This window comes from Streptomyces sp. P6-2-1 (assembly GCF_050613165.1).
Classification (GTDB): domain Bacteria; phylum Actinomycetota; class Actinomycetes; order Streptomycetales; family Streptomycetaceae; genus Streptomyces.
Genome location: NZ_CP192513.1, coordinates 3,423,981 through 3,448,526, shown reverse-complemented (window position 1 = coordinate 3,448,526; position 24,546 = coordinate 3,423,981). Strand labels below are relative to the sequence as shown.

Sequence of the window (24,546 nt, the reverse complement as noted above, 5' to 3'; positions counted from 1 at the left end):
TGCTTTCGGGTGCGGTCCGGCGCGCGCGGCTTCCGGGGCGGTCCGGCGCGTGCGCCGCTGAGGCGGCTGTCGGCTGCTTGTCCTCGCCGGGCTCAGCCGATACGGACGGTCTTGTCGACGGTGACCTGGTCGATGTCGGAGGTGCGGACGGTGACGCCGAGCTGCCAGCTGCCCGCCATCGGGATCTGCACCCCGGACGCGCTCCAGTGCCCGGCCGCGAGGTGCTGGGGCCGGACCGCGATCGGGCCGAGGTTCTTCTCGGGGAGCGTGAGCGAGAGGCGGACCTCAGGCACGTCGAAGGGCGCGCCTCCTGGGCGCTCGATGTAGACGTGCATGACGTTGGCGCCCGAGCGCCCTGGGTCGATATCGAGCTGGACGGTGCCCTTGCCGTTCTCGCCGCCGGTGTCGAAGGGGAGCTTCACGGAGACGGGCGCGCTGCTCGCGGACCCGCCCTTGGCCGCGGCGACCTGCTCCTCGGTGCGGCCGGGCTCGGTCGTGGTGAGGACGGTCGTGACGCCGAGCAGGACGACGGCGATCCCGGCCTCGATCAGGACGGAGCGGCGCAGCCCCGAGCGGACCGGGTCGGCGTCCCGCGTCCGCTTCTCCTGCGCGACCCGTACGGCCGCCTGCTGCCGCGCGAGCTGAGCGGCCCGTACGGGATCGGCGGCATCCCCTCCGTCGGCGGCGCCCTTCCCGCGGGCGTCGCCCCCGTCGCGTACGGCGGTCTTCTGCGTGCGCGCCGACCTCTCCGTACGCGCGGGCTCCGCCTTGCGCGCCTGTTCCCCCTTGCGCGCGGGCTCCGCCTTGCGCGTCCTCGGCACACCCGCCACCGTCGTCCCGCCCTCCGTGAGCCGGCTCGTCCAGCGGCGGGAGAAGAAGGCGACGGCGACGAGGACGACGACGAGGCCGACCTTCACGAGCAGGAGCTGCCCGTACGACGTGCCGGTGAGCGCCGACCAGGTGCCGACCTGGCGCCAGGACTGGTAGATCCCGGTGCCGACGAGCACGACGACGCTCGTGAAGGCGAGCCGTGAGAAGCGGTGGACGGTCGCCGCCTCGACGGCGGGATCGCGGTAGAGGGCGACGAGCAGTGCGGTGAGCCCGCCGAGCCACGCGGCGACAGCGAGCAGGTGCAGGATGTCGACGGGCATCGCGACGGCGGTCTGGAGCCCGGCGGACGCGTGCTCGGCCAGCGCCCAGGTCGAGGCGAGGCCGATCGCGACGACGGGACCGCCGATCGCGAGCCCGAAGCCGAGGTCGCGGCGTTCGGCCGGGTCCTCGCGCCGCGCGTAGGCACCGAAGAGCACGGCGATGAAGAGTGCGGCGACGGCGAGCAGGAGCAGTCGCGAGACGAGGGCGGCGCCGGGCTTCGTCTGGAGCACGTCGCCGAGCGCGCCGAGGTCGAAGACGTCGGAGAACTTCCCCGAGCCCGTGTACGCGCCGCGCAGCAGGAGCAGCGCGAGAGTCGCGGCCGTGAGCGCGCACCAGCCGCCGACGACGAGGCGTTGCAGGGCGCGCAGGCGGGTGCCGCGCGGCCAGCAGCCGAGCACGAAGGCGGCGCCGCCGACGAGGACGACGAAGCCCGCGTACGCGAGGTACCGCCCCACGTCGTAGAGGAAACCGACGAGACCGCCGCCCGCCTCGGTCTCGGGGACGACCGCGCTCGTCTTCGAAGGGGCGCCGATCGAGAAGGTGAAGGCGCCTGCGACGGGGTGGCTGTCGGCGGAGACGACCTGGTAGGCGACGGTGAAGGTGCCGTCGGGGAGCCCGGCGTGCAGGTTCACCGCGTAGCGGGCGCGGGAACCGCCGCTCAGCTCCGTGAGCTTGCCGGTGTCGACGCGCTCGCCCGAGGGGTCGAGTACGCGGACCGCGTTGTCGGAGACGCCGATCTTCTCGGAGAAGTCGAGCACGACGCGCGCGGGCGCGGTGTCGAGCACGGAGCCCTGCTGCGGGTCGCTGCCGACGAGCGCCGCGTGCGCCGAAGCGGGCGCGGCTCCCGCGAGTACGGCGAGGAGCGCCGCCGCGAGGCTCGCGAGGAGGAGAGCGAGCCTGCGGCCCCCGGGAGGAGTGCGGCGGCGCGCTGTGCCGGGGCGCGCGCCTCCCGGGGCGTCGGCGGTGCTCAGAGCGGGTGGTGCGGGGCTGCGCATCGGGTGCTCCTCACTGCTTGTCCTGCGTGTCTCCCGCCGAGGGCGGCTGGTAGGTCGTCTCCTTCACCGGCAGGACGGCCTTGACGGCCCCGGACTTCGCGAAGTGCAGGGTGACCGTGACGGTCTCCCCGCGCTTCGGTGTGTGCCGGAGCCGCTCGAACATGAGGTGATTACCGCCGCGCGCGAAGTCGAGCCGGCCGTGCGCCGGGACCGCGAAGGAGTCCTGCTCGCGCATCTGGCCGTCCTTCGTGCTGTGCAGGGTCACCTCCGCCGCGAGCGGGCTGGTCACGGAGGTGAGGCGGTCGGCCCCGCCCTTGTTGGTGACGACGAAGAAACCGGCGGCCATGTCGTCGCTGACGGGCTGCGGTACGTAGCCGGTGGTGACCTTGACGGCGGGCTTCGCGTCGTCGGCGCTGCCGCTGCCGCCCCCGCAGGCGGTGAGGGTGAGGGCGAGGCCCAGGCCGCCCGCGAGGAGCGCGAGCAGCCCCGTACCGCCGCGCACCCCCGTGCGGGCTCGCACGCTCCCTACGGCCGAGGCGCCGCGTATGCCGTGTGCGGCCGAGGCGCCGCGCCGGGTCCGCTCCGGTGCTCGCGCCGTCACGGCCGGCGTCCTTCGACGAGCTGGGGCAGGTCCTTCGTGTAGTCGTCGGCGGTCGCCTGCTCGCCGTACAGGACGTAGCCCTTGTCGGTCTTCGGGGAGAAGGCGATGACCTGCGTGCCGTGGGTCGAGACGGTCTTGCCGTTCTTGTCCTTGTGCGTGGGCTCGACGCTGATGCCGAGCTGGCGTGCGCCCGCCTGGATGGAGTCGAAGTCGCCCGTGAGGCCGATGAAGTCGGGGTCCTGGCCCTTGAGCCAGGAGCCGAGCGCCTTCGGGGTGTCGCGCTTCGGGTCGGTCGTGACGAAGACGACCTGGAGCTTCTCGCGCTCGGCCGCGGGCAGCTTCTTCGCGGCGATGGCGATGTTGCTCATGGTGAGCGGGCAGACGTCGGGGCAGTTCGTGTAGCCGAAGTAGACGAGCGTCGGCTTGCCCGCCGTGCGCTCCCGCAGGTCGAACTTCTTGCCCGCCGTGTCGGTGAGGACGAGGTCCGGCTTCGTGAAGGGCTGGTCGAGAACGGTCGCCGCCTTCCGCGTGTCCGGCGCGGCGGAGACGTCGACGACGGCGGCGTTGTCCTTCTTGTCGTCGTCGCTGCCGCCGCAGGCGCCGAGGGTGAGTGCGGCCGCGGTGGCGAACGAGGCGGCGAGCAGGGTCGAACGGCGGAGCCGGGTGGTGCTGGTGGTGCGCATGTGCGAAGTCCTGAGGTGAGAAGGGGGCGGAGGGGCGGGGCGCCGCGAAGGGCGCCCCGCCCCGGGTGGGTCAGTCGCTGGTGGCGGTACGGCGGCGCCCCGCGAGCACCCCGAAGGCCACCCCGGCGGCGCCGACGACGATGCCGACGACGGCGAGGACGCGGGCGGTGGTGTCGGACGAGCCGTTGTCGCTCTCGGAGGAGGCGCTGGCGGTCTTGTCGTGGCCGTTCTCGGCCCCGTCCTTGCCGTCGTCCCCTGCGGCGCTGTCGCTCGCCGAGCCGTTCGCCGCCGCGCCGTGCGCGTCGTCGGCTGCGGCGCTCAGGGCGAGCACGGGCGCGGGGTCGTCCGGCTCACTGCCGTCGCTCTTCGGCTCCTCGATCCACCGGACGACCTCCTTGTCGGAGTACGTCTGGAGGGCCTTGAAGACGAGCTGGTCCGCGTCCTCGGGCAGGGGCCCGAGCGAGAGCGGGAACTGCTGGAACTGGCCGGGCTCGACGCCCTTGCCCTCGGCGGTCCAGGTGATCTTCGAGGGCGCCTCGGTGACCTTCTCGCCGTGCATCTCGATCGGCTTGTCGAGCGTGGCCTGCGTGACCTTGACGGTCCAGCCGGGGACCGGCTGCGGCTGCACCGAGGCGAGCGGGTGGTCGGTGGGGAGGCTGACCTCCAGCTTCACGGTCGAGGCGTCGTCGCGCTCGTTGGGCACCTTGAAGTTGACGGTCGCGTAGCCGCCCTTGGCGGCGGTCCCCTGCGGGGCGACGCTGACGTGCGCGGCGGCGGGGCCCGCGAGGACGAGGACCCCGGAGGCGGCGAGCGCGCCGAGGACCGCGAGGCGGCGAACGCGTCGCGCGGGTGCGGCGGTGGGCGCGTACGTCTCGTCGTACGAAGCGTGCATGGCGAAACTCCACTTTCGGCAGTGGGGAACGGTGAGGTGGCCGCGCGGCCTGTTTCGGGGCGCGCGCGGCGGCACGACGCGGCGGCACCGGGGCACGGACAGGCCCGGGCCCGGCGGGTGTTGCCGGTCGTGGTCAGGCGGCGAGAGTCAGGCCCGCGCGCGGCGGGCCCCGCCTGATCACCGAGTGCCGGATGGCCGCCCCGTCCCCGGGCAGCCGTTCCTCGTCCCCGCGGGCCGCGCGCGGCTGCCGCAGCAGCGCGAGGGCCGCGAGCCGCAGCCGTACGAGAGCGAGCGCGCACCACAGCGCCCGCAGCCGTGCCCCCGCGGCGACCGCGGCGATGAGCTGCCCCGAGAGCCGTACGAGCCCGAAGAGAGCCCGCTCACCACGGCGCAGGAGCCAGCCGGCGACGAGCGCGGCCAGCAGGTGCAGGAGGAGCATCGGCAGCGAGGGCAGCGGCCCCATGCCGGAATGCGCGTGCGCCGCCGCCGGATCGTCGAGCCCGGCCGTCGCGAGGATGTGATGCGCCTCCAGGGGGCTCAGTGAGGAGGCCCCGGCGCCGCAGACGAGCCGCGCGGCGCGCTCGGCCGCGCTCTCCTGCGGGGGCCCCATCGCCATGCCCTGCTGACCGAGCCCGAAGAGGGCGTGGAGCCCGAGCTGCCCGGTGGCGAGGAGCGCCGCGATGCCGGGCAGGGAGCGTTCCCGGCCCGCGAGCGGGCAGACGACGAGGAGGACGAGGAGGAAACCGAGGCCCAGGCTCCACAGCGGAACACTCGCCCCCGAGGCCATCGAGTGCCCCAGCGCGGACAACGCGACGCAGACCGCGGTGAACACCGCGGCCCTCAGCAGCCGGAGTCCCGATCCGGCGCGCGGGAACACGTGGGGGGCAGTCATGGCGGGCCCATCATCCCATCGCGTCCCGCGGCGCGGGCGGGCAGGTCCGCAAGGTCCCGAAGGTCTGCTTGGGCGGGGATGGCGGCGGTACGGGGGAATGGGGGCGTCCGGCGCGGGACGAGTGTGACGCCTGGGGCACCCGGGGCGTCTGGCGGGTGGGGGCCGATGGCGTGAACTTCTCGCCGGATATGCACTATTAGCCCCGTATTGATCCGACTTCGCGGTGTCAAGAGGGCGGTTGAGGGACGGTGTCGGCGGCAATACGTACTTCTATGCCGAGCCGTGCACAGGAGGCTGGAACATGAGCATCTGGTGGTCACTCCATCTGCGGCGTGAGGCGGCGAGCGTGCCGCTCGCCCGCAAGCTGCTCGCCGGTGCTATGGACACGGCCGGCGTCGATCCCGACACCGCCTTCGATCTCTCCCTCGCGCTCACCGAGGCGTGCGCGAACGCCGTCGAGCACGGCGGCGCGAGCACGGCGAAGTACCGCGTCACCGTCCGCCTCGACGAGGAGCGCTGTCACGTCGAGGTGAGCGACTCGGGCCCGGGCTTCCCGGGGCGCCGCGGCGTCCCCCTGCGCCGCACCCGCCTGGAGGCGGAGAGCGGTCGTGGCCTCGGCATCATCAGCGAACTCTCCGACCATGCCCAGTTTCGCAATCGCGCGGGCCGCGGCGGCGCTGTCGTCCGCTTCGACAAGCTCGTGAAGTGGCGCGAAGGGGCTCCGCTGGCAGCGGCCTGACGGGGGGGTACGCCAACGGGCCGGGCCCCCGAGGGGAGCCCGGCCCGTCCACGTACCGCTGTCGTGCCTCAGCCCTGGAGGCGCGCCATCCACGCCTCGACCTCGTCCGCCGTGCGCGGCAGCGCGGCCGAGAGGTTCAGGTTGCCGTCCTCCGTGACGACGATGTCGTCCTCGATCCGCACGCCGATGCCCCGGTACTCCTCGGGCACGGTGAGGTCGTCGGCCTGGAAGTAGAGGCCCGGCTCGACCGTCAGGCACATGCCGGGCTCCAGGACGCCGTCCTTGTACGTCTCGGTGCGGGCCACCGCGCAGTCGTGCACGTCGAGGCCGAGCATGTGACCGGTGCCGTGCAGCGTGAAGCGGCGCTGGAGGCCCAGCTCGATGACGCGGTCGACGGGGCCTTCGATGATGCCCCACTCGACGAGCCGCGTGGCGAGCACGCGCTGCGCGGCCTCGTGGAAGTCCGCGTACTTGGCGCCCGGGCGCACCGCCGCGATGCCGGCCTCCTGCGCCTCGTACACCGCGTCGTAGATCGTCCGCTGGAGCGCGGTGAACGTGCCGTCGATCGGCAGCGTGCGCGTCACATCGGCGGTGTAGAGGGTGTGCGTCTCGACCCCGGCGTCGAGGAGCAGCAGCTCACCGGCGCGGACCGGACCGTCGTTGCGGACCCAGTGCAGCGTCGTGGCGTGCGGCCCCGCGGCGCAGATCGAGCCGTAGCCGATGTCGTTGCCCTCGACGCGGGCGCGCAGGAAGAACGTGCCCTCGATGTAGCGCTCGGAGGTGGCCTGCGCCTTGTCGAGGACCTTCACGACGTCCTCGAAGCCGCGCGTGGTCGAGTCGACGGCCTTCCGCAGCTCGCCGATCTCGAACGCGTCCTTGACGAGCCGTGCCTCGGAGAGGAAGACCCGCAGCTCCTCGTCCCGCTCGCCCGTCACCTTGTCGGTGAGCGCGGCCTCGATGCCCGCGTCGTACCCGCGCACGACCCGCACCGGGCCGCTCGCCTCGCGCAGCGCCTCGGGCAGCTCGCGCACGTCCTTCGCCGGGATGCCGAGCAACTGCTCGGACTCGGCGAGGGAGTTCCTGCGGCCCACCCACAGCTCGCCCTGGCCGTCGAGCCAGAATTCGCCGTTCTCGCGGTTCGAGCGGGGCAGCAGGTAGACAGTCGCCTCGTGGCCGCTCGCGGTGGGCTCCAGGACGAGTACGCCGTCCTGTGTCTGGTCGCCGGTGAGGTAGGCGTACTCGACCGAGGAGCGGAAGGGGTAGTCCGTGTCGTTCGAGCGGACCTTGAGGTTGCCCGCCGGGATCACGAGCCGCTCGCCGGGGAAGGCGGCGGACAGCTTGGCGCGACGCGCGGCGGTCTCGGCGGCCTGCGGGATCGGCTTCAGATCGTGCAGCTCCGTGTCGGCCCAGCCGGTCCGCATGCTCTCCGCCAGCTCGTCCGAGACATTGCGGTAGAGGCCGTTCTTGCGCTGCTTGATCGCCTCCTCCTCCGATCCGTCCTCGGTGCTCGGAACCTGCTGTCCGCCGTCCTGCATGGGCTGTCTCCTTCTACGAACGCCTGATGCGGCCATCGTACGGTTGTCCGCTTCGCCCGCCGGGGCGTACGAAGGAAGGCGTGAGCCAACTCCGGTACGGACTCGGCGCGTCCCGCGAGAACGGCCGGGCGGCTGTGAGCAGGGCCACAGGGCGGGCGCGGAGCGCGGCATGTTTCACGTGAAACCCCGCAAGGGGGTCATCGGCGATGTTTCACGTGAAACATGCCGCTCCCGGAGCCGGGATCGCCGGGCCGGGCTCCCGGCTCGCTGTTCCTGGCTCCGGGCCCGCCGTTCCTGGCTTCCGGCCCGCTGGTCCAGGCCCTTCGCTCCCGGATCGCCGGTCCAGGCCCTTCGCTCCCGGATCGCCGTTCCCGGCTTCCGGCCTCCGGCCCCCGCTTCGGCTCAGTCGAAGGTCAGCACCAGCAGCGCCAGGTCCTCCCCCGTCGGCAGGGCGCTCTCCGTCAGCACCCGCCCCAGAAGGTGGTCCGCGAGCGCCCCGGGGTCCCGCCGCAGCCGCTGCGGGCTGCTCGCCGCCGCCGCGTGCACGCGTGCGAAGGCGCGGTCGGCGGTGTCACCCGTGGCCCGGAGCAGCCCGTCGGTGTAGAAGACGAGCGACTCGCCGGGCTCCGGCCGCACCTCGACGCTCGGTGCCTCCCAGCAGCTCAGCATCGTGAGCGGCGCCGACACGGTGCTCTCCAGGTACTCGACCCTGCGCGGGCCGATCAGGAGCGGCGGCGCGTGCCCCGCCCCGGCGAAGCGCAGCCGCCTGCCGTCCTGGCCGAGATGTGCGTAGAGCGCGGTCGCGCTGCGGCCCGGCTCGCTGAGCCGGAGCACGAGTTCGAGGTCGGCGAGCACCGCCGCCGGGTCCTCGCCCTGGAGCATGGCGTACGCGCGCAGCGCCCCGCGCAGCCGTGCCGCGCCGGCGAGCGCCTCGGGACCGCCCCCGCTCGCGGTGCCCACGGCGAGCCCGCAACCCCCGTCGGGCAGCGTCACGGCCTCGTACCAGCTCCCCGCGCCGCCGGGCCCGGCGAGCCAGCGGCCGGCCAGGCGCGCCCCAGGGACGCGGGGCAGCGCCCCGGGGCCGAGGTGCGTGCGCAACGCCGCGGCCTCCCGTACCGCCGTGTCCTGCGCGCCGAGCAGCGCGAGGTGGCTCGCGGCCTCGCGCGCGTAGAGCGAGAGGAGGCGGCTCTGTCGCGGGGACGGCGCGGTCGGTTCGGGGAAGGACCAGAGCGCCGAGGCGAAGATCCGCCCGGCGTCGCAGAGCGGTACGGCGTACGTGGCGGCGCAGCCGAGGCTCCGGGCGGCCGCCGCGCAGCGCGGGTCGAGACCCGGTTCGGCGAGGAGGTCACGGCGCGTCAGGGGCGCGCCCGTGCCTGCGGCCAGCAGCGCGCCGTGCGAGGTGCACTCCTCGGGCAGTGCTTCCAGGCGGCCGAGTTCGCCCCGGTCCAGGCCGAGACCGTGGAGGCGCGCGGGCCGCGCAGCGGCGTGTGTGAAGCGGACCAGCCCGCGCTCCGCGCCGAGCAGTGCGGCGCCCGTGCGCAGGAGTTCGCCCAGCGCGTCCTCGGTGGTACGGGTGCGGTGCAGTCGTGCGCTCAGTTCGTGGAGCGTGCTGAGGTCGAACAGCCAGGAGGCGAGGCGCTCCTGAAGGGCGAGCGGTGCGCGTACCGGGGTGCCGCCCGCCCGGGAGTCCCCGGCGCCAGGAGCGCTCGCGGGGGAGGGGAGCGAGGCGTCCGCCGAGGGCTCCGCGGAGGCGTCCGCATTGTGGGTGGAGGAGGGATTCGGGGAGTGGGTTCCGGCCACTTTCGGGGCGGGTGGGGTGCTCATGGTGTCCGGCTCTCTGGCCGGTGCGGGTGGCGCGTCAGCATCGCAAACCCCCAAAGTGTGCTGCGGCTGGGCGAGAGGTTCACATCTACACGGGTACGTCACGGCATGTCCAGCATTGTCCGGGGCTGTTTCCCGGTGTCCGTGGGCGTGGCAACGGGCTGCGTGCGGGCCGGACGCGGGGTGTGCATCCCGTCGCGAGATGTCAGGTTGGCCGGAAATGGAGGTGCGGATGGGGGACTGGGGTCGACTGGAGGAGTTCGCCCTCCGGCGACGCCGGGAAGGCGAACGGCAGTCGGGGAGCGTCACCGAAGTCGCTCGGGGTACTTACGTGGTGGGGCTGCGGTCCAGTGGGGGCTGGACCGGAACCCGGTGACGCGCGGGAAGCGTCCTGAACGACAGCACAACGGGGCGGTACGGCACGGAGTCCGGCTCGACAGGGCCGGGGTCCAGGCCGACCGGGGCTGGGGCCCGCCGGGGCGGGCGGGCCCACCACCGGCCCGGACCACGACCGGCCTGTGCCACCACCGGTCCGCGGTGAGCCCGCGCACCGGCCACGGGCCCCCGCGCGGGGACCGCGTACGCATCCGCCCCGCGCGACCACGTACGACAGGACCACGTACGCGAGCGACACGTTACGGCTCCGCCCGACGCGCACGGCGCATCGCGCACCGCACGGGGCCGCCCTCGCGTCGGACCGCACCAGGCGCACGGACGACCGCACCAGACGCACGCTCCGCACCCGGGCCGCGCTCCCTCCGTCCGGGAGCCGCACCCGTACCGCACGCACCACCGGCACCGCAGGCAACACTCGCGCCGCAGGCACGTCCGGGCGCGGGCAACGGCAGGCAAGCGATCCGCACCGCAGTGGTGCGGCTCCTCGGCGTCCCACGGAAAGGAACGAGCGCGCATGCGTGAGATCCCCGGAAAGCACCGCAGCTCAGGGCCGGGCCGCACGGAGGGACCCGGCAACCCCGAGGCGGCCGCGCTCTTCGCGACGCGCTGGAAGTGGCCCGTCCTGCCCGGCGTGGGCACGCGCCCCGCGCGGCGCGCCCCGCACCCCGCGCTGCGCCCCGCCGACCACTGCGCCTGCCCCGATCCGCTGTGCGCCAGGCCGGGCGCGCACCCCTTCGAACCGGGGCTGCTCGCCGCGACGACCGATCCGCGCATGGTGGCCTGGTGGTGGCGGCAGCGCCCGCACGCCCCCGTCCTGCTCGCGACCGGCGAGGGCGAGGCGCCCTGCGCGCTGAGCCTGCCGGCCGCCGTGGGCCCGGCGACGCTCGCCGCGCTCGACCGCGCGGGGGCGCGCCTGGGCCCCGTCGTGGCGGGCCCCGAGCGGTGGGCGCTGCTCGTCGCCCCGTACGACCTCGCCCGCCTGGGCGCGCTGCTCTACGCGATGGACAGGGTCCCCGGCGCGCTGCGCTTCCACGGCACCGGCGGCTACCTCGTCCTGCCGCCCTCGCACACGGGGACGGGGGCGACGGGGTGGGTGCGGGGGCCGCTGCCGGAGCCGGAGCACGCGGCGGAGGCACCGGCGGGGAGGTCGCCTGCCGTGCGGGACGAGGAGGTGGCGCGCCCGTGGCTGCCGGAGGTGGGGACGGTGCTCGGGCCGATCGTCGAGACGCTCACCAGGCCGGGGGTCAACGCGCCGGAGTTCTGAGCGCGGAAGCCGGGGTGGGGCGGTCCGTGGGGGGCATGACGTGTGCGGCGCCCCGCGTCGTGACGCCCGTCGTGACCGGCGTCGTGACCTGCGTCCGGACATGGAAGGGCCCGGTTGCTGGCGACGGGGGATGCACCAGCAACCGGGCTAATTGAACGGTAACAAGAGATCGCCGGTTCGCAAATTCGGTCTCATCCGTTCGGGCCCGGTCTTAAGCGGACTTTGAGCTTCGGGTGTGACCGGATTCACGCGCGCCCGGCGCCGTGCGTCAGTTGAGCGTGACCTGGCGGTTGGTGAGACCCGCGCGGGCGCGGCGCTCCTCGGTGGTGAGCGGCGTCGTCGCGGCGAGGGCCGTCTCCAGACGCTCGGCGAAGGCGGCGGCGGGCTTCTCGGTGTCGGCCGCGCTCATCGTGCTCGGCAGGTCCCACACCGGCACGGTCAGTCCGTGCGCGCGGAAGGAACCGACGAGCCGCGTGCCTTCGCCGAGCGAGGACTCCCCGGCCGCGTGGAGCCGTGCGAGCGCGTCCAGGAGCCGCTCCTCGGGGAGGGTCGTGACCCACCGCAGGTGGTTCTTCTCCGGCACCTCGCACCAGTACGCGGCATCGACGCCGCTCAGCCGCACGGTCGGCACAGCGGCCGCGTCGGCACGCTCCAGCGAGGCCGTGACCTCGGCGGACGCGTTCTGCGCCTCGCCCTCGGGCAGCCAGAAGGCGAAACCCTCGTGCACCTCGGGGACGAACGGCGCGCCGAGATCCAGGAGGTCCTGGAGGCGGGGGCCGTCGACGGGCGCGCGGCGCGCCTCGACCGGGTTGCCCGGCTCGGCGTCGAGCGCGCGGCGCAGGGTGTCGGCGAGGTCGCGGCTCAGGTCGCCCGAAGCGGTGTCGTTCTGGAGGCCGAGCAGGACGCTGCCGTCCTCGCGGCGCAACGCGGGCCAGGCCATCGGCAGCACGGTCGCGAGCGTCACGGCCGGCACGCCGTCGGGCAGTCCGCCCGCGAGCTGGAGCGGAACCGTCGCGGCGGGCACGAGTTCGCGCAGCGCGACCCAGTCGGCCTCACCGGGCAGTCCCTCGAACGGGCGGCTGACGAGGGCGGTCGCCGCCTGCGCGGCCGCGCGTCCGTGGCACGCCTTGTACCGGCGGCCCGAACCGCACGGGCAGGGTTCCCTCGCCCCGACCACCGGCACCTCACCGCCCGCGAACGCGGTGCTCGCCTTGCCCTTGGACTGCGGGCGCTTCTTGGCCATCGTCGGTGTTCTCCCGTCACGGCTGGGCACGTACGGCGGCGAGCCTAACGCCTCGGGCCTTCCCGGCCCCACGCACTCGAACGGGTGAACGGGAGCGGATGCGGGAGCAGGGGGCGAGGGGTGCGCGTTGGGCCGGGTGAAGGGACCCGGAGGGGGTCTGTACGTCCGTGGGAGGGGGCGGTCGTGAGGCGGGGGTGGCGCGGCGCCGGGGGCTGGTGCGGCCGGGTGCTCGGGTGGCCCGTGAGGCGGGTGGCGCCGTGGCGCGCGAAGACGGTCGGAATTCGGGCAGGAAAAGGGGAGTGGGGTGCCCGAGCGGGCACGGGAGCGAAGTCAGGGAGAGCCTGCGGCCCCCGGGGCCCGCGCGGCGCCACGCCCGGCGGCGGTACGGGGCCTGCCGGGTGCGCGGGTGCGGGGCCTGCGGGGTGTACGGATGCGGGGCCCGCCCGGTCCGTCGGGTGTACGGGTGCGGCGTCCGTCGGGTGTACGGATGCGGGGCGGCCGCTTCGCGCGCGGGGGCCTGCCCGGCTCCAGCACGCGGTGTCGAAGGCCCGGCCCGCGTCCTCGGAGGCGCGGTCGGCTCCGTACGCGTAGGCCCGGCCGTCCCGGTCGGCGCGTCGCCCCCCGCCGGGGTGTCGGCTCGGGCCGACGGGTCAGCCCGCGCCGCCGAAGCGCGGTGTCCCGTACGGAGAGCCGCCGAAGCCGCCCCCGCCGAAGCCGCCGCCCCGGCCGAAGCCCTTGCCGCGTCCGAAGCCGCTGCGGCTGCCGCCGTTCCTCCGGTGGTCTCCGCCACCGCTCTCGGCCGGGCCCGGGTCCGGGTCCCCGAAGCCGGTCTCGTCGAGGCCCAGCTCCGCGAGGCCCGGGACGGCCGCAGCGCCGGTGACACGGCTCGCGAAGTCCTCGGCGCGGTGGTCGTCGGGCGAGAGCGTGGCCCACACCGTGACCTCGCCGTGCGGCTCGTCCCTGACTCCCCACTTCTCCGCGAGCGCGGTCACGATGCCGAGACCACGGCCGCCGTGCGCGCTCACCGAGGGCGTCGAGGGAACGGGCCGGGTGGGCCCGCCGCCGTCGGTGACCTCGACGGTCAGGCGGCCGCCGGGCGTCACCTCCCAGGCGGCGAGTACGTCACCTTCCTCGAACTCCTCCGCGCCCGGACGTGCCGTCTCCTCGGGCAGCGGTCTGCCGTGCCGACACGCGTTGCTGAGCAGTTCGGAGAGGACAAGGACCGCGTCGTCGATGACCGGGTCAGGCACTCCGTGCCCGGCCAGCTCGTCCCGCAGCCGATGCCGTGCCCTGCGTACGCCCGATGGACCGTGCGGTACGGCCATGCTCGACGACGCGGGCACCTCCTGTGCGACCACCGTTGCCACCCCCGGAACCTCCTTCACCCCCACGCCAGGGAGTCAATGCCCCCCTGGACTGCACCGGAAACCGGCCAGCGGCCGCCGTCCGGAGGCATTCATCCCGGACGACACGGAGCGCATGCGCCGGAGTACTCCGTGTGCATGACAGCCCGTTCGGGAAGACAGCGGTTACCACGAGCGGGCCGCGGTGATCGGTTCCGTGCCGGGTGCGTGGCCCGCGCCCGGCGCCCAGGCCACCCCTGGTGTCCTGCGACCATGCCCTCGGCATATGCACGGGGCCCTCACCTGCGAGACCCCGCCCAGGCCGTGCGAGCGCACCGCCCGCGTGCCCCGCGCCGCGCCCGTTCCTCCACCGGGCGCCCCCCTGCCGGGGACCCGCCCAAATCCCCCACCCGCCCCGACCGCAAGACGATTTCCAGCCGCCTGCCCGCTCGTGCCCGCCCCTGCGGTGAGGCGGCGGCGAAACACCGCCGCCGCCTCACCGTCCGAGCTGCTGGAGCACCGCCCGGGGCCGGTTCGTGATCACCGCGTCCACGCCGAGCCGTACGCACAGGTCGACGTCCGCCGGATTGTTGACGGTCCAGACGTGCACGGGGTGCCCCGCTTCCTGCATCCGCGCCACGTACGCGGGGTGGTTGCGCACGAGGCGGATGCTCGGGCCCGCGATCCGCACGCCCGGGGGCAAGCGCCCCTCGCGGTGCCGGGGGGAGGCGAACTGGGTGAGGTGCACGGTGGGCAGGAGGGGGGCGAGGGCCCGCACCCGGTGCAGGGAGCGCGCCGAGAAGCTCATGACCCGAACGGGTGAGGGTGCGGACCCGAACGGATCGTCCGCGTGCTCCCCGTCCTCGGCGAGGCCCGTCTTGCCGGTGAGCCCGAAGCGTTCGAGGAGGTGGATGAGGCGTTCCTCCACCTGCCCGGCCCAGCGGGTCGGGTGCTTCGTCTCGACGGCGAGTTCGAGTCGCCGCCCCGAGGCGTTCGTGTCGACGAGAAGTTCGAGCAGACGTTCGAGAGTGAGGACGGAGGTGGTCTCCGGGTCCCAGTCGGGCGACTCCTCGGCCTCGTCCCTGCCCTTCCAGGAGCCGAAGTCGAGCGCGGCGAGTTCGGCGAGTTCGAGCGCCGAGACGGCGCCGCGCCCGTTCGACGTGCGGTTGACCCGCCGGTCGTGGACGCACACGAGGTGTCCGTCCGCGGTGAGGCGGACATCGCACTCCAAGGCGTCGGCGCCTTCCTCGATGGCCCGCGCGTAGGCCGCGAGGGTGTGCTCGGGCGCGGCCTCGGAGGCGCCGCGATGGGCGACGACCTGGGGGGTGTGGTGTCGAGCGTCGGTCACGCCGCCATGCTCCCATCGCACCCCCCACTCCCGCGCGGCGCGCGAAGCGACCGGAGGGGGCGGATGGAGCGAGAGGGGGTGGCGGAAGGAGCGACCGGAGACGGTGCAGGGAGCGAGAGGGGGCGGTGCGAGGAGCGCCGGGGGGGCGGGGCCGTCCCCGCGGCCCGTACTGCCTGTGCGCGGTTCCCGCAGGGGCTGTACGGGGCGTGTACGGGCCCTGTGCGCGGCCTGGCAGGGGGCGCGCGCGGGGGGCGCGCGGGGGTGTTTGATGGGGGCGTACGGGTGCGCTTCCGGAGTTTTCCCAGGCGCACTCCAGTCGGGTTTCCGCAGGGAATTCGGTGGGCCGGAGGGTGTGCTCGCGGCGATGATCGACATGACGCGTACACACAGGGTCGGCTTACAGTGCCCTGACGTGCGGTGGGAAAAGCTGACCGCAGACGAATGACTGTGCACAACGCTCGTGCGCAACGAGCGAGAACCAGTACCGGCGCTCCGGCGCCGGGCGGGTGGACGGCTCGCCGCGAAGCGGCCGTGCACCCACTCGTGGGACCCGTAACGACCGTGGGACCGCCGTGACCGAGGAGACTGAGCCCGTGAGCACCGAGAACGAGGGCAACGAGGTACCCCCCGCCCCGTCCGCACCTCCCGCTTCGGCCGAGGGCTCGGAGCGGCGAGCGGGGACGGAGACCGACCCGAGCGACCGTACGGACCCCGGCGGGCCGAGCGACGCGGTGGCCCCCGCGCCGGCGGGCCCGGCCGAGGAATCCCCCCGTACGACAGCCTTCGAGAAGCCGGCCGCCCGGCCGGATTCGCCGCCCGAGCCGGGGACCCCCGTGGCCGCGACGGCTTCCGCGGGCCCCGCCGCCTCGGCGGGCGGCCCGCAGCCGCCCGCGATGCCCGGGCAGCCCCCGCAGGCCCCGTCCGCCGCCTGGCCCCCGCCCCCGCCGCCGGTCCCCGCCTACCAGTCCGGCGGCCCCCAGCAGCACCCGCAGCAGGTCTACCCCGGCGCCCCCGGCGAGGGACAGCCGACGGCGCAGCACGGCCAGGGCGGTTACGGCGGGTTCGGCCCGGGCGACGCGCAGGGCTACGGCGGGTACGGCTACGGCGGCGACCAGGGCGGCAACGGCGGCTGGGGCGGCGGCGCCTTCCAGCAGCCGCCGTCCCAGCCCCCCCACCGCAAGCGGGGGCGCGGTGTCTTCCTCGCCGCCGTGATCGTGGCCGCGCTCGTCGCCGGAGGCGTCGGCGGCGGCATCGGCTACTGGGCCGCCGACCGCGACGACAACGGCACGGGCTCCACGACGATCGCGGCGGCCGACAGCCCCGCCAGCACCAAGCGCGCCCCCGGCTCCGTCGCGGGCATCGCGCAGGCGGCGCTGCCGAGCGTCGTGACGATCGACGCGCAGGGCGGCGACGGCGAGGGCTCCACCGGCACCGGCTTCGTCTACGACAAGCAGGGCCACATCCTCACCAACAACCACGTCGTCGCCTCCGCCGCGTCGGGCGGCAAGCTCACCGCGACCTTCTCCAACGGCAAGAAGTACGCGGCCGAGGTGATCGGGCACGCGCAGGGCTACGACGTCGCGGTGATCAAGCTCAAGAACGCCTCGGGCCTCAAGCCGCTCGTGCTCGGCGACTCGGACCGTACGGCCGTCGGCGATTCGACGATCGCGATCGGCGCGCCCTTCGGCCTGTCCAACACGGTGACGACGGGCATCGTGAGCGCCAAGGACCGCCCGGTCGCCTCCAGCGACGGTGAGAGCGCGAAGAGTTCGTACATGAGCGCCCTCCAGACCGATGCCTCGATCAACCCGGGCAACTCGGGCGGCCCGCTCCTCAACGAGCGCGGCCAGGTCATCGGCATCAACTCGGCGATCCAGCCCGGCAACTCGGGCGGCGGCCTCGGCGGCGGCTCCAGCCAGGGCGGCTCGATCGGCCTCGGCTTCGCCATCCCGATCAACCAGGCGAAGCGGGTCGCCGAACAGCTCATCAAGACCGGCACTCCGGTCTACCCGGTGATCGGCGCGACGGTGTCCCTCGAAGAGGGCATGGACGGTGCCACGATCTCCGACCAGGGCGCCGGCAGCGACCCGGCCGTCACCCCCGGCGGTCCCGCCGCGAAGGCAGGTCTCAAGTCGGGCGACACGATCACCAAGTTCGACGACACGATCATCGACAGCGGCCCGACCCTCATCGGCGAGATCTGGACCCACCAGCCCGGCGACAAGGTGAAGATCACCTACAAGCGTGACGGCAGCGAGCGCACCACCGAAGTCACCCTCGGGCAGCGCAAGGGCGACGACTAGACCGGTACGCTGTACCCCGCCCCACCGGCCTCCGGCGGGGCGGGGAGGGTTGCCCGAGCGGCCTAAGGGAACGGTCTTGAAAACCGTCGTGGTGGCGACACCACCGTGGGTTCAAATCCCACACCCTCCGCCCGAGGTCACGAAGACCGCAGCTCAGAAGGGGCGCACCGCGTGAGCGGGGCGCCCCTTCGGCGTGTGCGGGGGCTCGGGTCGGGCGCGTGCATCCCGGTGTTGACCTGGGTGTGCGGGCCGTACCCGGGCCGGGTGCGCCGCGTCGGTGCCTCGGAGGAGGCGGGCCGCGCCCGTCGCTGCGCCTTCGGTGGGTTCCGGGCCCTGCGCGATCCACCCGGTTCCCGCGCGATCCGGTGGGGGCCGCGGGCCGTCGCTCGGGGACCTGCCGGGGGGGCCGCTCGAAGGCGGGGCGGCCTCCGCCGAAAACCGTGGGAGCGGGCCGGGGCGGCTCGTAGCCTTCGTGGCATGAGGGCTGACGGTGTGACCGGTGCGGTGGCGGGTACGGAGCGGGTGCTCGACTGGGTACGCGGGGTGTTGCCCGCGGGGGACCGAGTGGTGGGGGCCGAGCGGTTGCGCGGCGGGTGGAGCAGCGAGATGCGGCGGGTCGCGGTGCGCGGGGACTCGGGCCCGTACGCCGTGGTGGTGCGCAGCTTCGTGAAGGAGTTCTATCTGCCGCACGCCGCCGCGCTGCTCGGGCGGGAGGCCGACGTACTGCGGCTTCTGGAAGGCGAGACCGACGTTCCGGTCGCGCGGTGCCTCGGGGTCGAGCCGGGGTGGGAACCGCCCTCCCTGCTGATGACGCTGCTCCCGGGTGACGTACGGCTCGGCGAGGAAGGTGCCGATACGCGCGCCGAGTTGCTCGCACGGCAGCTTCGCGCCATTCACGAGGTCCGGCCTGCGGTGGCCCAGCGGCCCCGCGCCTACGAGGCGTGGACCTCGCCCGCGCGGGTGCGGGTCCCCGCGGGAACCCGCAGGCCCGGCGTGTGGGCGCGGGCCGTCGAGGTCATCGGCGCCGCCCCGCCCCCGTACGAGCCCCGTTTCCTGCACCGGGACTTCCACCCCGGCAATGTCCTCTTCACAGGGACGGGCGCGGAGACCGCCGTCAGCGGCGTCGTCGACTGGGTCGAGACCTCGTGGGGCCCCGCCGATCTCGATGTCGCGCACTGTTCGACCGCGCTCGCGCTGCTCCACGGCGTGCCCGCGGGGATGCGCTTCGCGGAGCGGTACGTCGCGGCGGGCGGGACGCTGAGTCCCGAACCCGCCGCGCACGTGTACTGGCGCCTGCTCGACGCCCTCGCCTTCGCGCCCGACGCGGAGAAGGTCGCCGTGCCGTGGCGCGAACTCGGCCGCGAGGACCTCACGCCTTCTCTGCTCGGCGAGCGCCTGGAGGAGTACGTGGCCGAGCTGCTGCGGCGGTACGACTGAGGCCCGGGCCCCACTCAGCCCTGGCCCCGAACCGCCTTGAACGCCTCGGTCTGACGGCGGATCGCCGTCTCGGTGGGCAGCCGCTCGATCGAACTGGCGCCGAAGAAACCGACGACGCCGTGCGTGCGCTCCAGCACGTACCGCGCGTCCTCGGGCTCGGCGATCGGCCCGCCGTGACACAGCACCAGGATGTCCGGGTTGACCGCGACGGCCGCGTCCCGCATCGCCTGCACGCGCTCCACGCACGCGTCGAGCGTCAGCGCCGTGCTCGCCCCGATCGTGCCCTTGGTCGTGAGTCCCAGGTGCGGCACGAGCACGTCGGCCCCGGCCCGCGCCATCGCCTTCGCCTGCGCGGGGTCGAAGACGTACGGCGCCGTGAGCAGCCCGCGCGCATGGGCCTCCGCGATCATCTCGACCTCCAGGTCGAAGCCCATCCCCGTCTCCTCCAGGTTCTGCCGGAAGACGCCGTCGATGAGGCCCACGGTCGGGAAGTTCTGCACCCCGGCGAAGCCGGTCGCCTTGATCTCGTCGAGGAAACGGCCCATCACCCGGAAGGGATCGGTGCCGTTGACGCCCGCGAGGACAGGCGTGTCCTTGACGACGGGCAGGACCTCGTTGGCCATGTCCATCACGATCGCGTTCGCGTCGCCGTAGGCGAGCAGCCCCGCGAGCGAGCCGCGCCCGGCCATCCGGTAGCGGCCCGAGTTGTAGATGATCAGCAGGTCGATGCCCCCGGCCTCGGCCGACTTCGCCGTGATGCCGGTGCCCGCGCCGCCGCCGATGACCGGCCGTCCCGCGGCCACGGTCGCCTTGAGCCGGTCGAGTGCGGTCTTCCTGTCCATGAGAGGTGCCTTTCGAGAGGGGATCGGGGTGAGGGCTTGGGGCGAGAGGGCCGGGTGAGGGGTTGGGGCGAGAGGGCGTCCTGCTTTCCGTACGGGCGCCCCCTCCTCCCGTACGGGTGCGAGGTGCCCGTCCTCGTACGGGAGTCAGGCCCCCGTCGCCGTGATGTGCGCGTGCAGCTTCCGCGCCGCTCGGGCGCCGAAGCCAGGGTCGTTGAGGTGCGCCTCCTCCTCCGTCACCTCGACGGCTGAGCCCGCCACGGCCTCGCGCACCGCCGCGAAGAGCGCCGCGTCCGCCGCCTCGTCGCGGAACGGGCCGCCGTCGGCGTCGATGCCGCTCACGCCGCGCAGCGGCAGCAGGAGCGTGACAGGGCCGCGGGCAGCGGTGAGCTTCGCGCCGATGCGGCGGCCGAGTTCCGCGTTCTCCTCCACCGTGGTCCGCATGAGCGTGACCGTCGGGTTGTGGACGAGGAAGCGGCGCTCGGCGAACTGCGCGGGAACGCTCTCGCGCGGGCCGAAGTTGACCATGTCGAGCGCGCCGAGCGAGACGACCTGCGGGATGCCGCGCGTGCCCGCCGCCTCCAGGCGGTGCGGACCCGCGCTCAGCACCCCGCCGACGAGGTCGTCCGCGAGTTCCGTCGTGGTGAGGTCGAGCACCCCCGCGAGGCGGCCGTCCCGGGCCAGCTTCTCCAGTGCCCGCCCGCCCGCGCCCGTGGCGTGGAAGACGAGCGGCTCGTAGCCGAGCGCGGTCAGCTCGGCGCGTGCCTCGTCGACCGCCGGAGTCGTGAGCCCGAACATCGACAGGCCGACCAGCGGCCGCTCAACGGCCGGGGGCGCTGCCCTGCGGGCCTCGTGCTCACTCGCCATCGCGCTCGCGGCGGCCGCGGCGTTGCCGAAGATCTGCGCGGAGACGGAGTTGACGCCCGCCACGTCGACGACCGCGTGCATGACGGTCACGTCCGCCTCCCCCACGTACGGCGAGACATCGCCCGACGCCATCGTCGACACAAGCAGCTTCGGGACGCCGACCGGCAGCGCGCGCATCGCCCGCGCGGCGACCGATGAGCCACCCGAGCCGCCCACCGCGAGCACCGCGTCGAGCCGTCCCTCCGCGTACAGACGCAGGGCCACCTCGGCCGCGCCCGAGGCCATCGCGGTCATCGCCGCACCCCGGTCGCCCGCCGCGCGCAGCGTCTCCTGCTCCGTACCGGCAGCGCGGGCCACCTCGGCCGCGTCGATCCAGGCCTCCCAGGGTCCTTCCGGCGCCTCGGCGGGCACCGAGAGCGGGCCGACATCGACCATCACCGTGCGCGCCCCGTGCCGCCGCACCCGCTCGGCGAGCCACGCGTACTCCTCGCCCTTGGTGTCCAGCGTGCCGATGAGAACGACCGTCGCCATCCTGTCCGCCTCCCGCTCCGCCCGTTTCCGGGACTCCGTTGTCCGCCGTACGGCTTCCGGGTCTGCCGGGCCCACACGGACCCCGCGACCCCTCCTGTGGTGGAGTCTGCGCCGCGCGCCCCGCTGCCGCGTGGTCCACTTGGCGCCGAGTGGTCCACAGCGCCACACCCGCCCGTCACGCCGGCCTCCGGAGCGAAAGCCATGTCCGCAACACCCCCCGAGCCGCCTGCGGACCCGGAGGGCTCCGGGGGCGTCCCGGAAGGTCCCGCAGGTCATGGGCCTCCCGCCACCCCGGGAGGTCGTGCGGGGGCCGGCACCGTCTCGCGGCTGCTCGGTGACTGGCGGTCCGAGGGCGTCGCCGTGCACGTGGCCCTGCGCGACGCGCTCGCCGAGCTGATCGACGGGGCCTATCTGCCCGCCGGGCAACGGATGCCCGGGCAGCGGGAGCTGGCCGCCGCGCTCGGCGTCGCGCGCGGCACGGTCGTACGGGCGTACGCGGAGCTGACCGAGGCCGGGCGGCTCGTGGCCCGGCACGGCTCGGGAACGTACGTGCGCGGAACGGCCGCGGCCGCCGGGCGGGCCGGGGAGGGACGCCTGCGTTCCTTCGACGACCGGCCCGTGGTCGCTGACCTGTCCTCGGGCGCGCTGCCCCGTTCCCCGCTCGTCGCCGACGTGATGCCGGACGTCGGGCGACTCCTCGCCGAGGGCTCCCCGGACGACACCGGCTACCACCCGGCCGGACTGCCCGCACTCCGTTCCGCGCTCGCCGACCGCTTCACCGCGCGAGGACTCCCCACCCGTGAGGACCAGATCCTCGTCACCGCGGGCTCCCAGCAGGCTGTATGGCTCGTCGCGACCGCCCTCACCGGGCCCGGCACCCTCGCTCTCGTCGAGGACCCGAGTTACCGGGGTGCCCTGGAGGCCCTCGCGGGAGCGGGCGCCCGGGTACGCGGCGTGCCCTTCGGCCCCTCGGGTCTCGACCTCGGCCTGCTCGAAGCCGCCGCGCCCGGCGCGCGCCTGCTCTACGTGCAGAGCGCGCTCCACAACCCGACGGGCGTGCACACGAGCGGGGAACGGCGGCAGGAGCTGGCCGCGCTCGCCGACCGGCACGGACTGCTCCTCGTGGACGACCAGTCGCAGGCGGAACTCGGCTGGTTCCGGTCCGAACCACTGCACGGACTGGAGCGGTACGCGGACCCCGAGCGGCTGCTCGTCCTCGGCACGCTCTCGAAGCTCTTCTGGGGAGGTCTGCGTATCGGCTGGGTCCGGGGACCCCGTGAACTCGTGGGCCGCCTTGCCGAACTGCGGCGCGGTATCGACCTCGGCGGACCCGTCGCCGAGCAGCTCGCGGCGCTTGTGCTCCTACCGCACGCGGCGCGCGAACGCGAGCGGCGCCGCGCCTTCCTCGCCACGCAGTACGAGGAGACGGCCGCCCTCCTGCACCGTCTGCTGCCCGCCTGGACCTGGCACACCCCGGCCGGCGGCTCCGGGCTCTGGGCGGATACGGGCGGCGAAGCGGTCGCGCTCGCCCGCCGCGCTCTCGCCCGTGGCATCAGGCTCACCCCGGGTCCGGCCTTCTCCCCGCACGGCGGGCACCGCGGCCACGTACGGCTCCCGGTGTGGCAGGAAGGGAGCCGTTTCGCGGAAGCGGCCGGCATTCTGGCCGAATGGGAAGGGGAGAAGTGACGCCAAGGGCGACGGCTGGTGGCGATGTTTCACGTGAAACATCGTGGTTCGTAGCGAGAGGAGCGAGATGTTTCACGTGAAACATGTGCCCTGCTCCGCGGAACTTGGGCGATGTTTCACGTGAAACATCCAGGGACGCCCCGCACTTGCGGGAATGTTCCACGTGAAACATCGAGGAAGGCGGGGTCTTCATGACGGAGGTGCGCAGGCTGGAGCCCTGGGGCGGCGCCCCGGAGGCCGCCATCGACCGCATCTGGTACGTCAGTTACGGGTCCAATATGCGGCTCTCCCGCTTCCTCGCCTACCTCCGGGGCGGCCGCGCCGAAGGCGGGGCGCTGGAACACCCGGGGTGCCGCGACCCCGAACCCCCGCGCGCCTGGGCGGCCCTGGAGCTGTCGGGGCGGCTGTACTTCGCGACGGAATCGCGGATCTGGGGCGGCGGTCGCGCATTCTTCGCGCCTGCTGAGGTCTCGGGAACGGAGCGGACTGACTCCGGTACGGGACCGGTGCTCGCGCGGGCGTACGACGTGAGCCGCGAGCAGTTCGCGGACGTCGCCGCACAGGAGATGTACCGGGCGCCCGGGGACGGGCCCGGACTGGCAACAGTGCTCGCGGGCGGAGAGCGTGCGGTGCGGTGCGGCCCCGGACGGTACGAGACGCTGCTCTGTCTCGGTGCGCTCGACGGACGTCCGGCGCTCACCTTCACCGCGCCGTGGCGCGCGGCCGACGTGCCGCGGAACCCCCCGTCGGAGCGGTATCTGGCTCAGCTGGCCGGGGGGCTGGGCGAGATGGAGGCGTGGAGCACGACCGCGGTCCGCGCGTATCTGACGGGGGCGATGGCTGCGTAGGGCGTCGGGGAGCGTCGTTTCCCGGCCTGGTGCGGGCGTTTCCCGGTCGCTGTACGTGGGGGGCCGTCGCTCCTCGGGCGCGTGCTCGTTGCTCTGGGCGAGGCCGCGTCGGCCAGGCGTCCGTCACCGCGTACCCACCGGGGGACAGCTTCCCCAGCGGGGACGGCACGACGGCACGACAGCGCACGGCGACAGAGCACGGACGACGGAGTGAGGTATACGGGCGTGGTTTCCGGCTGGGAGTGGGACGAGACGCTGTTCTCGGGGTCTGCCCCGTACTACGAGCGCGGACGCTTGCCGTACGCGCCGGGGCTCGCGAAGACGCTGGCGGGAGCGCTGCGTCCGGACGGGCGTGGACGACTGGTGGACGTGGGATGCGGTCCCGGCACGCTGACGCTGCGGCTCGCGCACCTCTTCCGCGAGGTCGTGGGCGTCGACCCGGACCGGGGCATGATCGCGGAGGCAGGGCGGCGCGCCGCGGGCGCGGGGCTGACGGGGAAGGTGCGGTGGGTACGGGCGCGGGCCGAGGAACTCCCGGTCGGGCTCGGCAGCTTCACGGTGGCGACCTTCGGCCACTCCTTCCACTGGATGGACCAGGAACGCGTGGCCCGCACGGTGCGCGCCGTGCTCAGGCCGGGGGGTTCGCTCGTGTACGTGGCGGATCTCAAGGACGAGGTGCGGACGCTCGCCGGGCTGCCCCACCCGGGCGTTCCGCACCAGGAGATCGAGGAGCTCGTCCGCCGCTACCTCGGGCCCGTGCGCCGGGCGGGACAGGGCGTGTTGCCGGAAGGGACCCCCGGCGGCGAGCGCGAGGTGCTCGCGCGTTCGGGCTTCTCGGGGCCCGAGCGCCATGTGGTGCCGGGCGGCCAGCCCCTGGAACGTACCGACGACGACCTCGTGGCCTGGGTCTTCTCGCACTCCTCGGCAGCCCCGCACCTCTTCGGCCCGCGCCGAGAGGACTTCGAGGACGAACTGCGCCGCCTGTTGCGCGAGATCTCCCCGCCGGGCCTCTTCTCCGAACGCCTGCCCAGCACCGAGGTATTCGTGTGGCGTCGCGAGGACACCTTCGCGGAGCCGGAATCGGCGCGGGTATGAGGGGGGACGAGCTTCTTGCGGGGCCGGGGCTTTCGC

General features: G+C 74.2%; 19 protein-coding genes and 1 tRNA gene. 8 read left to right on the top strand and 12 right to left on the bottom strand.

The window, feature by feature from the left end:
• Window positions 1–92: 92 nt before the first annotated feature.
• The 5 genes from ACQYWQ_RS14865 to ACQYWQ_RS14845 form a co-directional block, all read right to left on the bottom strand.
• Complete coding sequence (locus ACQYWQ_RS14865) at window positions 93–2,147, bottom strand: copper resistance CopC/CopD family protein (RefSeq protein ID WP_431035099.1); 2,055 nt, start codon at window positions 2,145–2,147, stop codon at window positions 93–95.
• Between the two features lie 10 nt (window positions 2,148–2,157).
• Window positions 2,158–2,667 (bottom strand): copper chaperone PCu(A)C, encoded by a 510-nt coding sequence (locus ACQYWQ_RS14860; RefSeq protein WP_431035098.1) that lies wholly within the window; start codon window positions 2,665–2,667, stop codon window positions 2,158–2,160.
• Between the two features lie 77 nt (window positions 2,668–2,744).
• Window positions 2,745–3,431 (bottom strand): SCO family protein, encoded by a 687-nt coding sequence (locus ACQYWQ_RS14855; protein ID WP_431035096.1) that lies wholly within the window; start codon window positions 3,429–3,431, stop codon window positions 2,745–2,747.
• Window positions 3,432–3,501: 70 nt separating this feature from the next.
• The gene (locus ACQYWQ_RS14850; RefSeq protein WP_431035095.1) at window positions 3,502–4,323 is read right to left on the bottom strand and encodes a YcnI family protein; all 822 of its coding nucleotides are present in this window, start codon (window positions 4,321–4,323) and stop codon (window positions 3,502–3,504) included.
• A gap of 133 nt (window positions 4,324–4,456) precedes the next feature.
• Entirely contained in the window at window positions 4,457–5,215 is a 759-nt protein-coding gene (locus tag ACQYWQ_RS14845; protein ID WP_431035094.1) for a hypothetical protein, read from the bottom strand.
• Window positions 5,216–5,516: 301 nt separating this feature from the next.
• Here ACQYWQ_RS14845 and ACQYWQ_RS14840 point away from each other — a divergent pair, with 301 nt between their 5' ends.
• On the top strand, window positions 5,517–5,954 hold the full coding sequence (locus ACQYWQ_RS14840; protein WP_431035092.1) for an ATP-binding protein: 438 nt from the start codon (window positions 5,517–5,519) through the stop codon (window positions 5,952–5,954).
• Window positions 5,955–6,022: 68 nt separating this feature from the next.
• Here ACQYWQ_RS14840 and ACQYWQ_RS14835 read toward each other — a convergent pair whose 3' ends face one another.
• Window positions 6,023–7,489, bottom strand: coding sequence for an aminopeptidase P family protein (locus tag ACQYWQ_RS14835; RefSeq protein ID WP_431035091.1), 1,467 nt, complete (start codon window positions 7,487–7,489; stop codon window positions 6,023–6,025).
• A 402-nt stretch (window positions 7,490–7,891) separates the two neighbouring features.
• The gene (locus ACQYWQ_RS14830) at window positions 7,892–9,313 is read right to left on the bottom strand and encodes a PP2C family protein-serine/threonine phosphatase (protein WP_431035090.1); all 1,422 of its coding nucleotides are present in this window, start codon (window positions 9,311–9,313) and stop codon (window positions 7,892–7,894) included.
• A 907-nt stretch (window positions 9,314–10,220) separates the two neighbouring features.
• Here ACQYWQ_RS14830 and ACQYWQ_RS14825 point away from each other — a divergent pair.
• The gene (locus ACQYWQ_RS14825; RefSeq protein WP_431035088.1) at window positions 10,221–10,970 is read left to right on the top strand and encodes a bifunctional DNA primase/polymerase; all 750 of its coding nucleotides are present in this window, start codon (window positions 10,221–10,223) and stop codon (window positions 10,968–10,970) included.
• Window positions 10,971–11,238: 268 nt separating this feature from the next.
• Here the strand turns inward: ACQYWQ_RS14825 and ACQYWQ_RS14820 are convergent, their stop codons facing one another.
• From ACQYWQ_RS14820 to ACQYWQ_RS14810, 3 genes are all read right to left on the bottom strand, one after another.
• Window positions 11,239–12,213 carry a DUF5926 family protein gene (locus tag ACQYWQ_RS14820; RefSeq protein ID WP_431035086.1) on the bottom strand — a complete coding sequence of 325 codons (975 nt, stop codon included), beginning with the start codon at window positions 12,211–12,213 and terminating at the stop codon, window positions 11,239–11,241.
• Window positions 12,214–12,863: 650 nt separating this feature from the next.
• Window positions 12,864–13,580 (bottom strand): ATP-binding protein, encoded by a 717-nt coding sequence (locus ACQYWQ_RS14815; RefSeq protein WP_431035084.1) that lies wholly within the window; start codon window positions 13,578–13,580, stop codon window positions 12,864–12,866.
• Between the two features lie 472 nt (window positions 13,581–14,052).
• Window positions 14,053–14,904, bottom strand: coding sequence for a glycerophosphodiester phosphodiesterase family protein (locus ACQYWQ_RS14810; protein ID WP_431035082.1), 852 nt, complete (start codon window positions 14,902–14,904; stop codon window positions 14,053–14,055).
• A 593-nt stretch (window positions 14,905–15,497) separates the two neighbouring features.
• Between ACQYWQ_RS14810 and ACQYWQ_RS14805 the strand changes: the two genes are divergently transcribed.
• The 3 genes from ACQYWQ_RS14805 to ACQYWQ_RS14795 all read left to right on the top strand — a co-directional run bounded on the left by ACQYWQ_RS14805 (window position 15,498) and on the right by ACQYWQ_RS14795 (window position 18,644).
• Window positions 15,498–17,207, top strand: a complete 1,710-nt coding sequence (locus ACQYWQ_RS14805) for a S1C family serine protease (RefSeq protein ID WP_431035081.1) — start codon at window positions 15,498–15,500, stop codon at window positions 17,205–17,207.
• 43 nt (window positions 17,208–17,250) lie between these two features.
• Window positions 17,251–17,337: transfer RNA gene (locus tag ACQYWQ_RS14800), tRNA-Ser, on the top strand.
• Window positions 17,338–17,684: 347 nt separating this feature from the next.
• On the top strand, window positions 17,685–18,644 hold the full coding sequence (locus tag ACQYWQ_RS14795; protein WP_431035079.1) for a phosphotransferase family protein: 960 nt from the start codon (window positions 17,685–17,687) through the stop codon (window positions 18,642–18,644).
• Between the two features lie 14 nt (window positions 18,645–18,658).
• Here ACQYWQ_RS14795 and ACQYWQ_RS14790 read toward each other — a convergent pair whose 3' ends face one another.
• Together ACQYWQ_RS14790 and ACQYWQ_RS14785 are read right to left on the bottom strand one after the other, a co-directional pair.
• Window positions 18,659–19,486, bottom strand: a complete 828-nt coding sequence (locus ACQYWQ_RS14790) for a phosphoenolpyruvate hydrolase family protein (RefSeq protein WP_431035078.1) — start codon at window positions 19,484–19,486, stop codon at window positions 18,659–18,661.
• A 144-nt stretch (window positions 19,487–19,630) separates the two neighbouring features.
• Window positions 19,631–20,881, bottom strand: coding sequence for a Tm-1-like ATP-binding domain-containing protein (locus tag ACQYWQ_RS14785; RefSeq protein ID WP_431035077.1), 1,251 nt, complete (start codon window positions 20,879–20,881; stop codon window positions 19,631–19,633).
• A 201-nt stretch (window positions 20,882–21,082) separates the two neighbouring features.
• Between ACQYWQ_RS14785 and ACQYWQ_RS14780 the strand changes: the two genes are divergently transcribed.
• From ACQYWQ_RS14780 to ACQYWQ_RS14770, 3 genes are all read left to right on the top strand, one after another.
• Complete coding sequence (locus ACQYWQ_RS14780) at window positions 21,083–22,567, top strand: PLP-dependent aminotransferase family protein (RefSeq protein ID WP_431035076.1); 1,485 nt, start codon at window positions 21,083–21,085, stop codon at window positions 22,565–22,567.
• Window positions 22,568–22,758: 191 nt separating this feature from the next.
• Window positions 22,759–23,415 (top strand): histone deacetylase, encoded by a 657-nt coding sequence (locus tag ACQYWQ_RS14775; protein WP_431035075.1) that lies wholly within the window; start codon window positions 22,759–22,761, stop codon window positions 23,413–23,415.
• A 225-nt stretch (window positions 23,416–23,640) separates the two neighbouring features.
• Window positions 23,641–24,510: a class I SAM-dependent methyltransferase gene (locus ACQYWQ_RS14770; protein ID WP_431035073.1), complete on the top strand. Its 870-nt coding sequence runs from the start codon at window positions 23,641–23,643 to the stop codon at window positions 24,508–24,510.
• The last annotated feature ends 36 nt before the right edge of the window (window positions 24,511–24,546 follow it).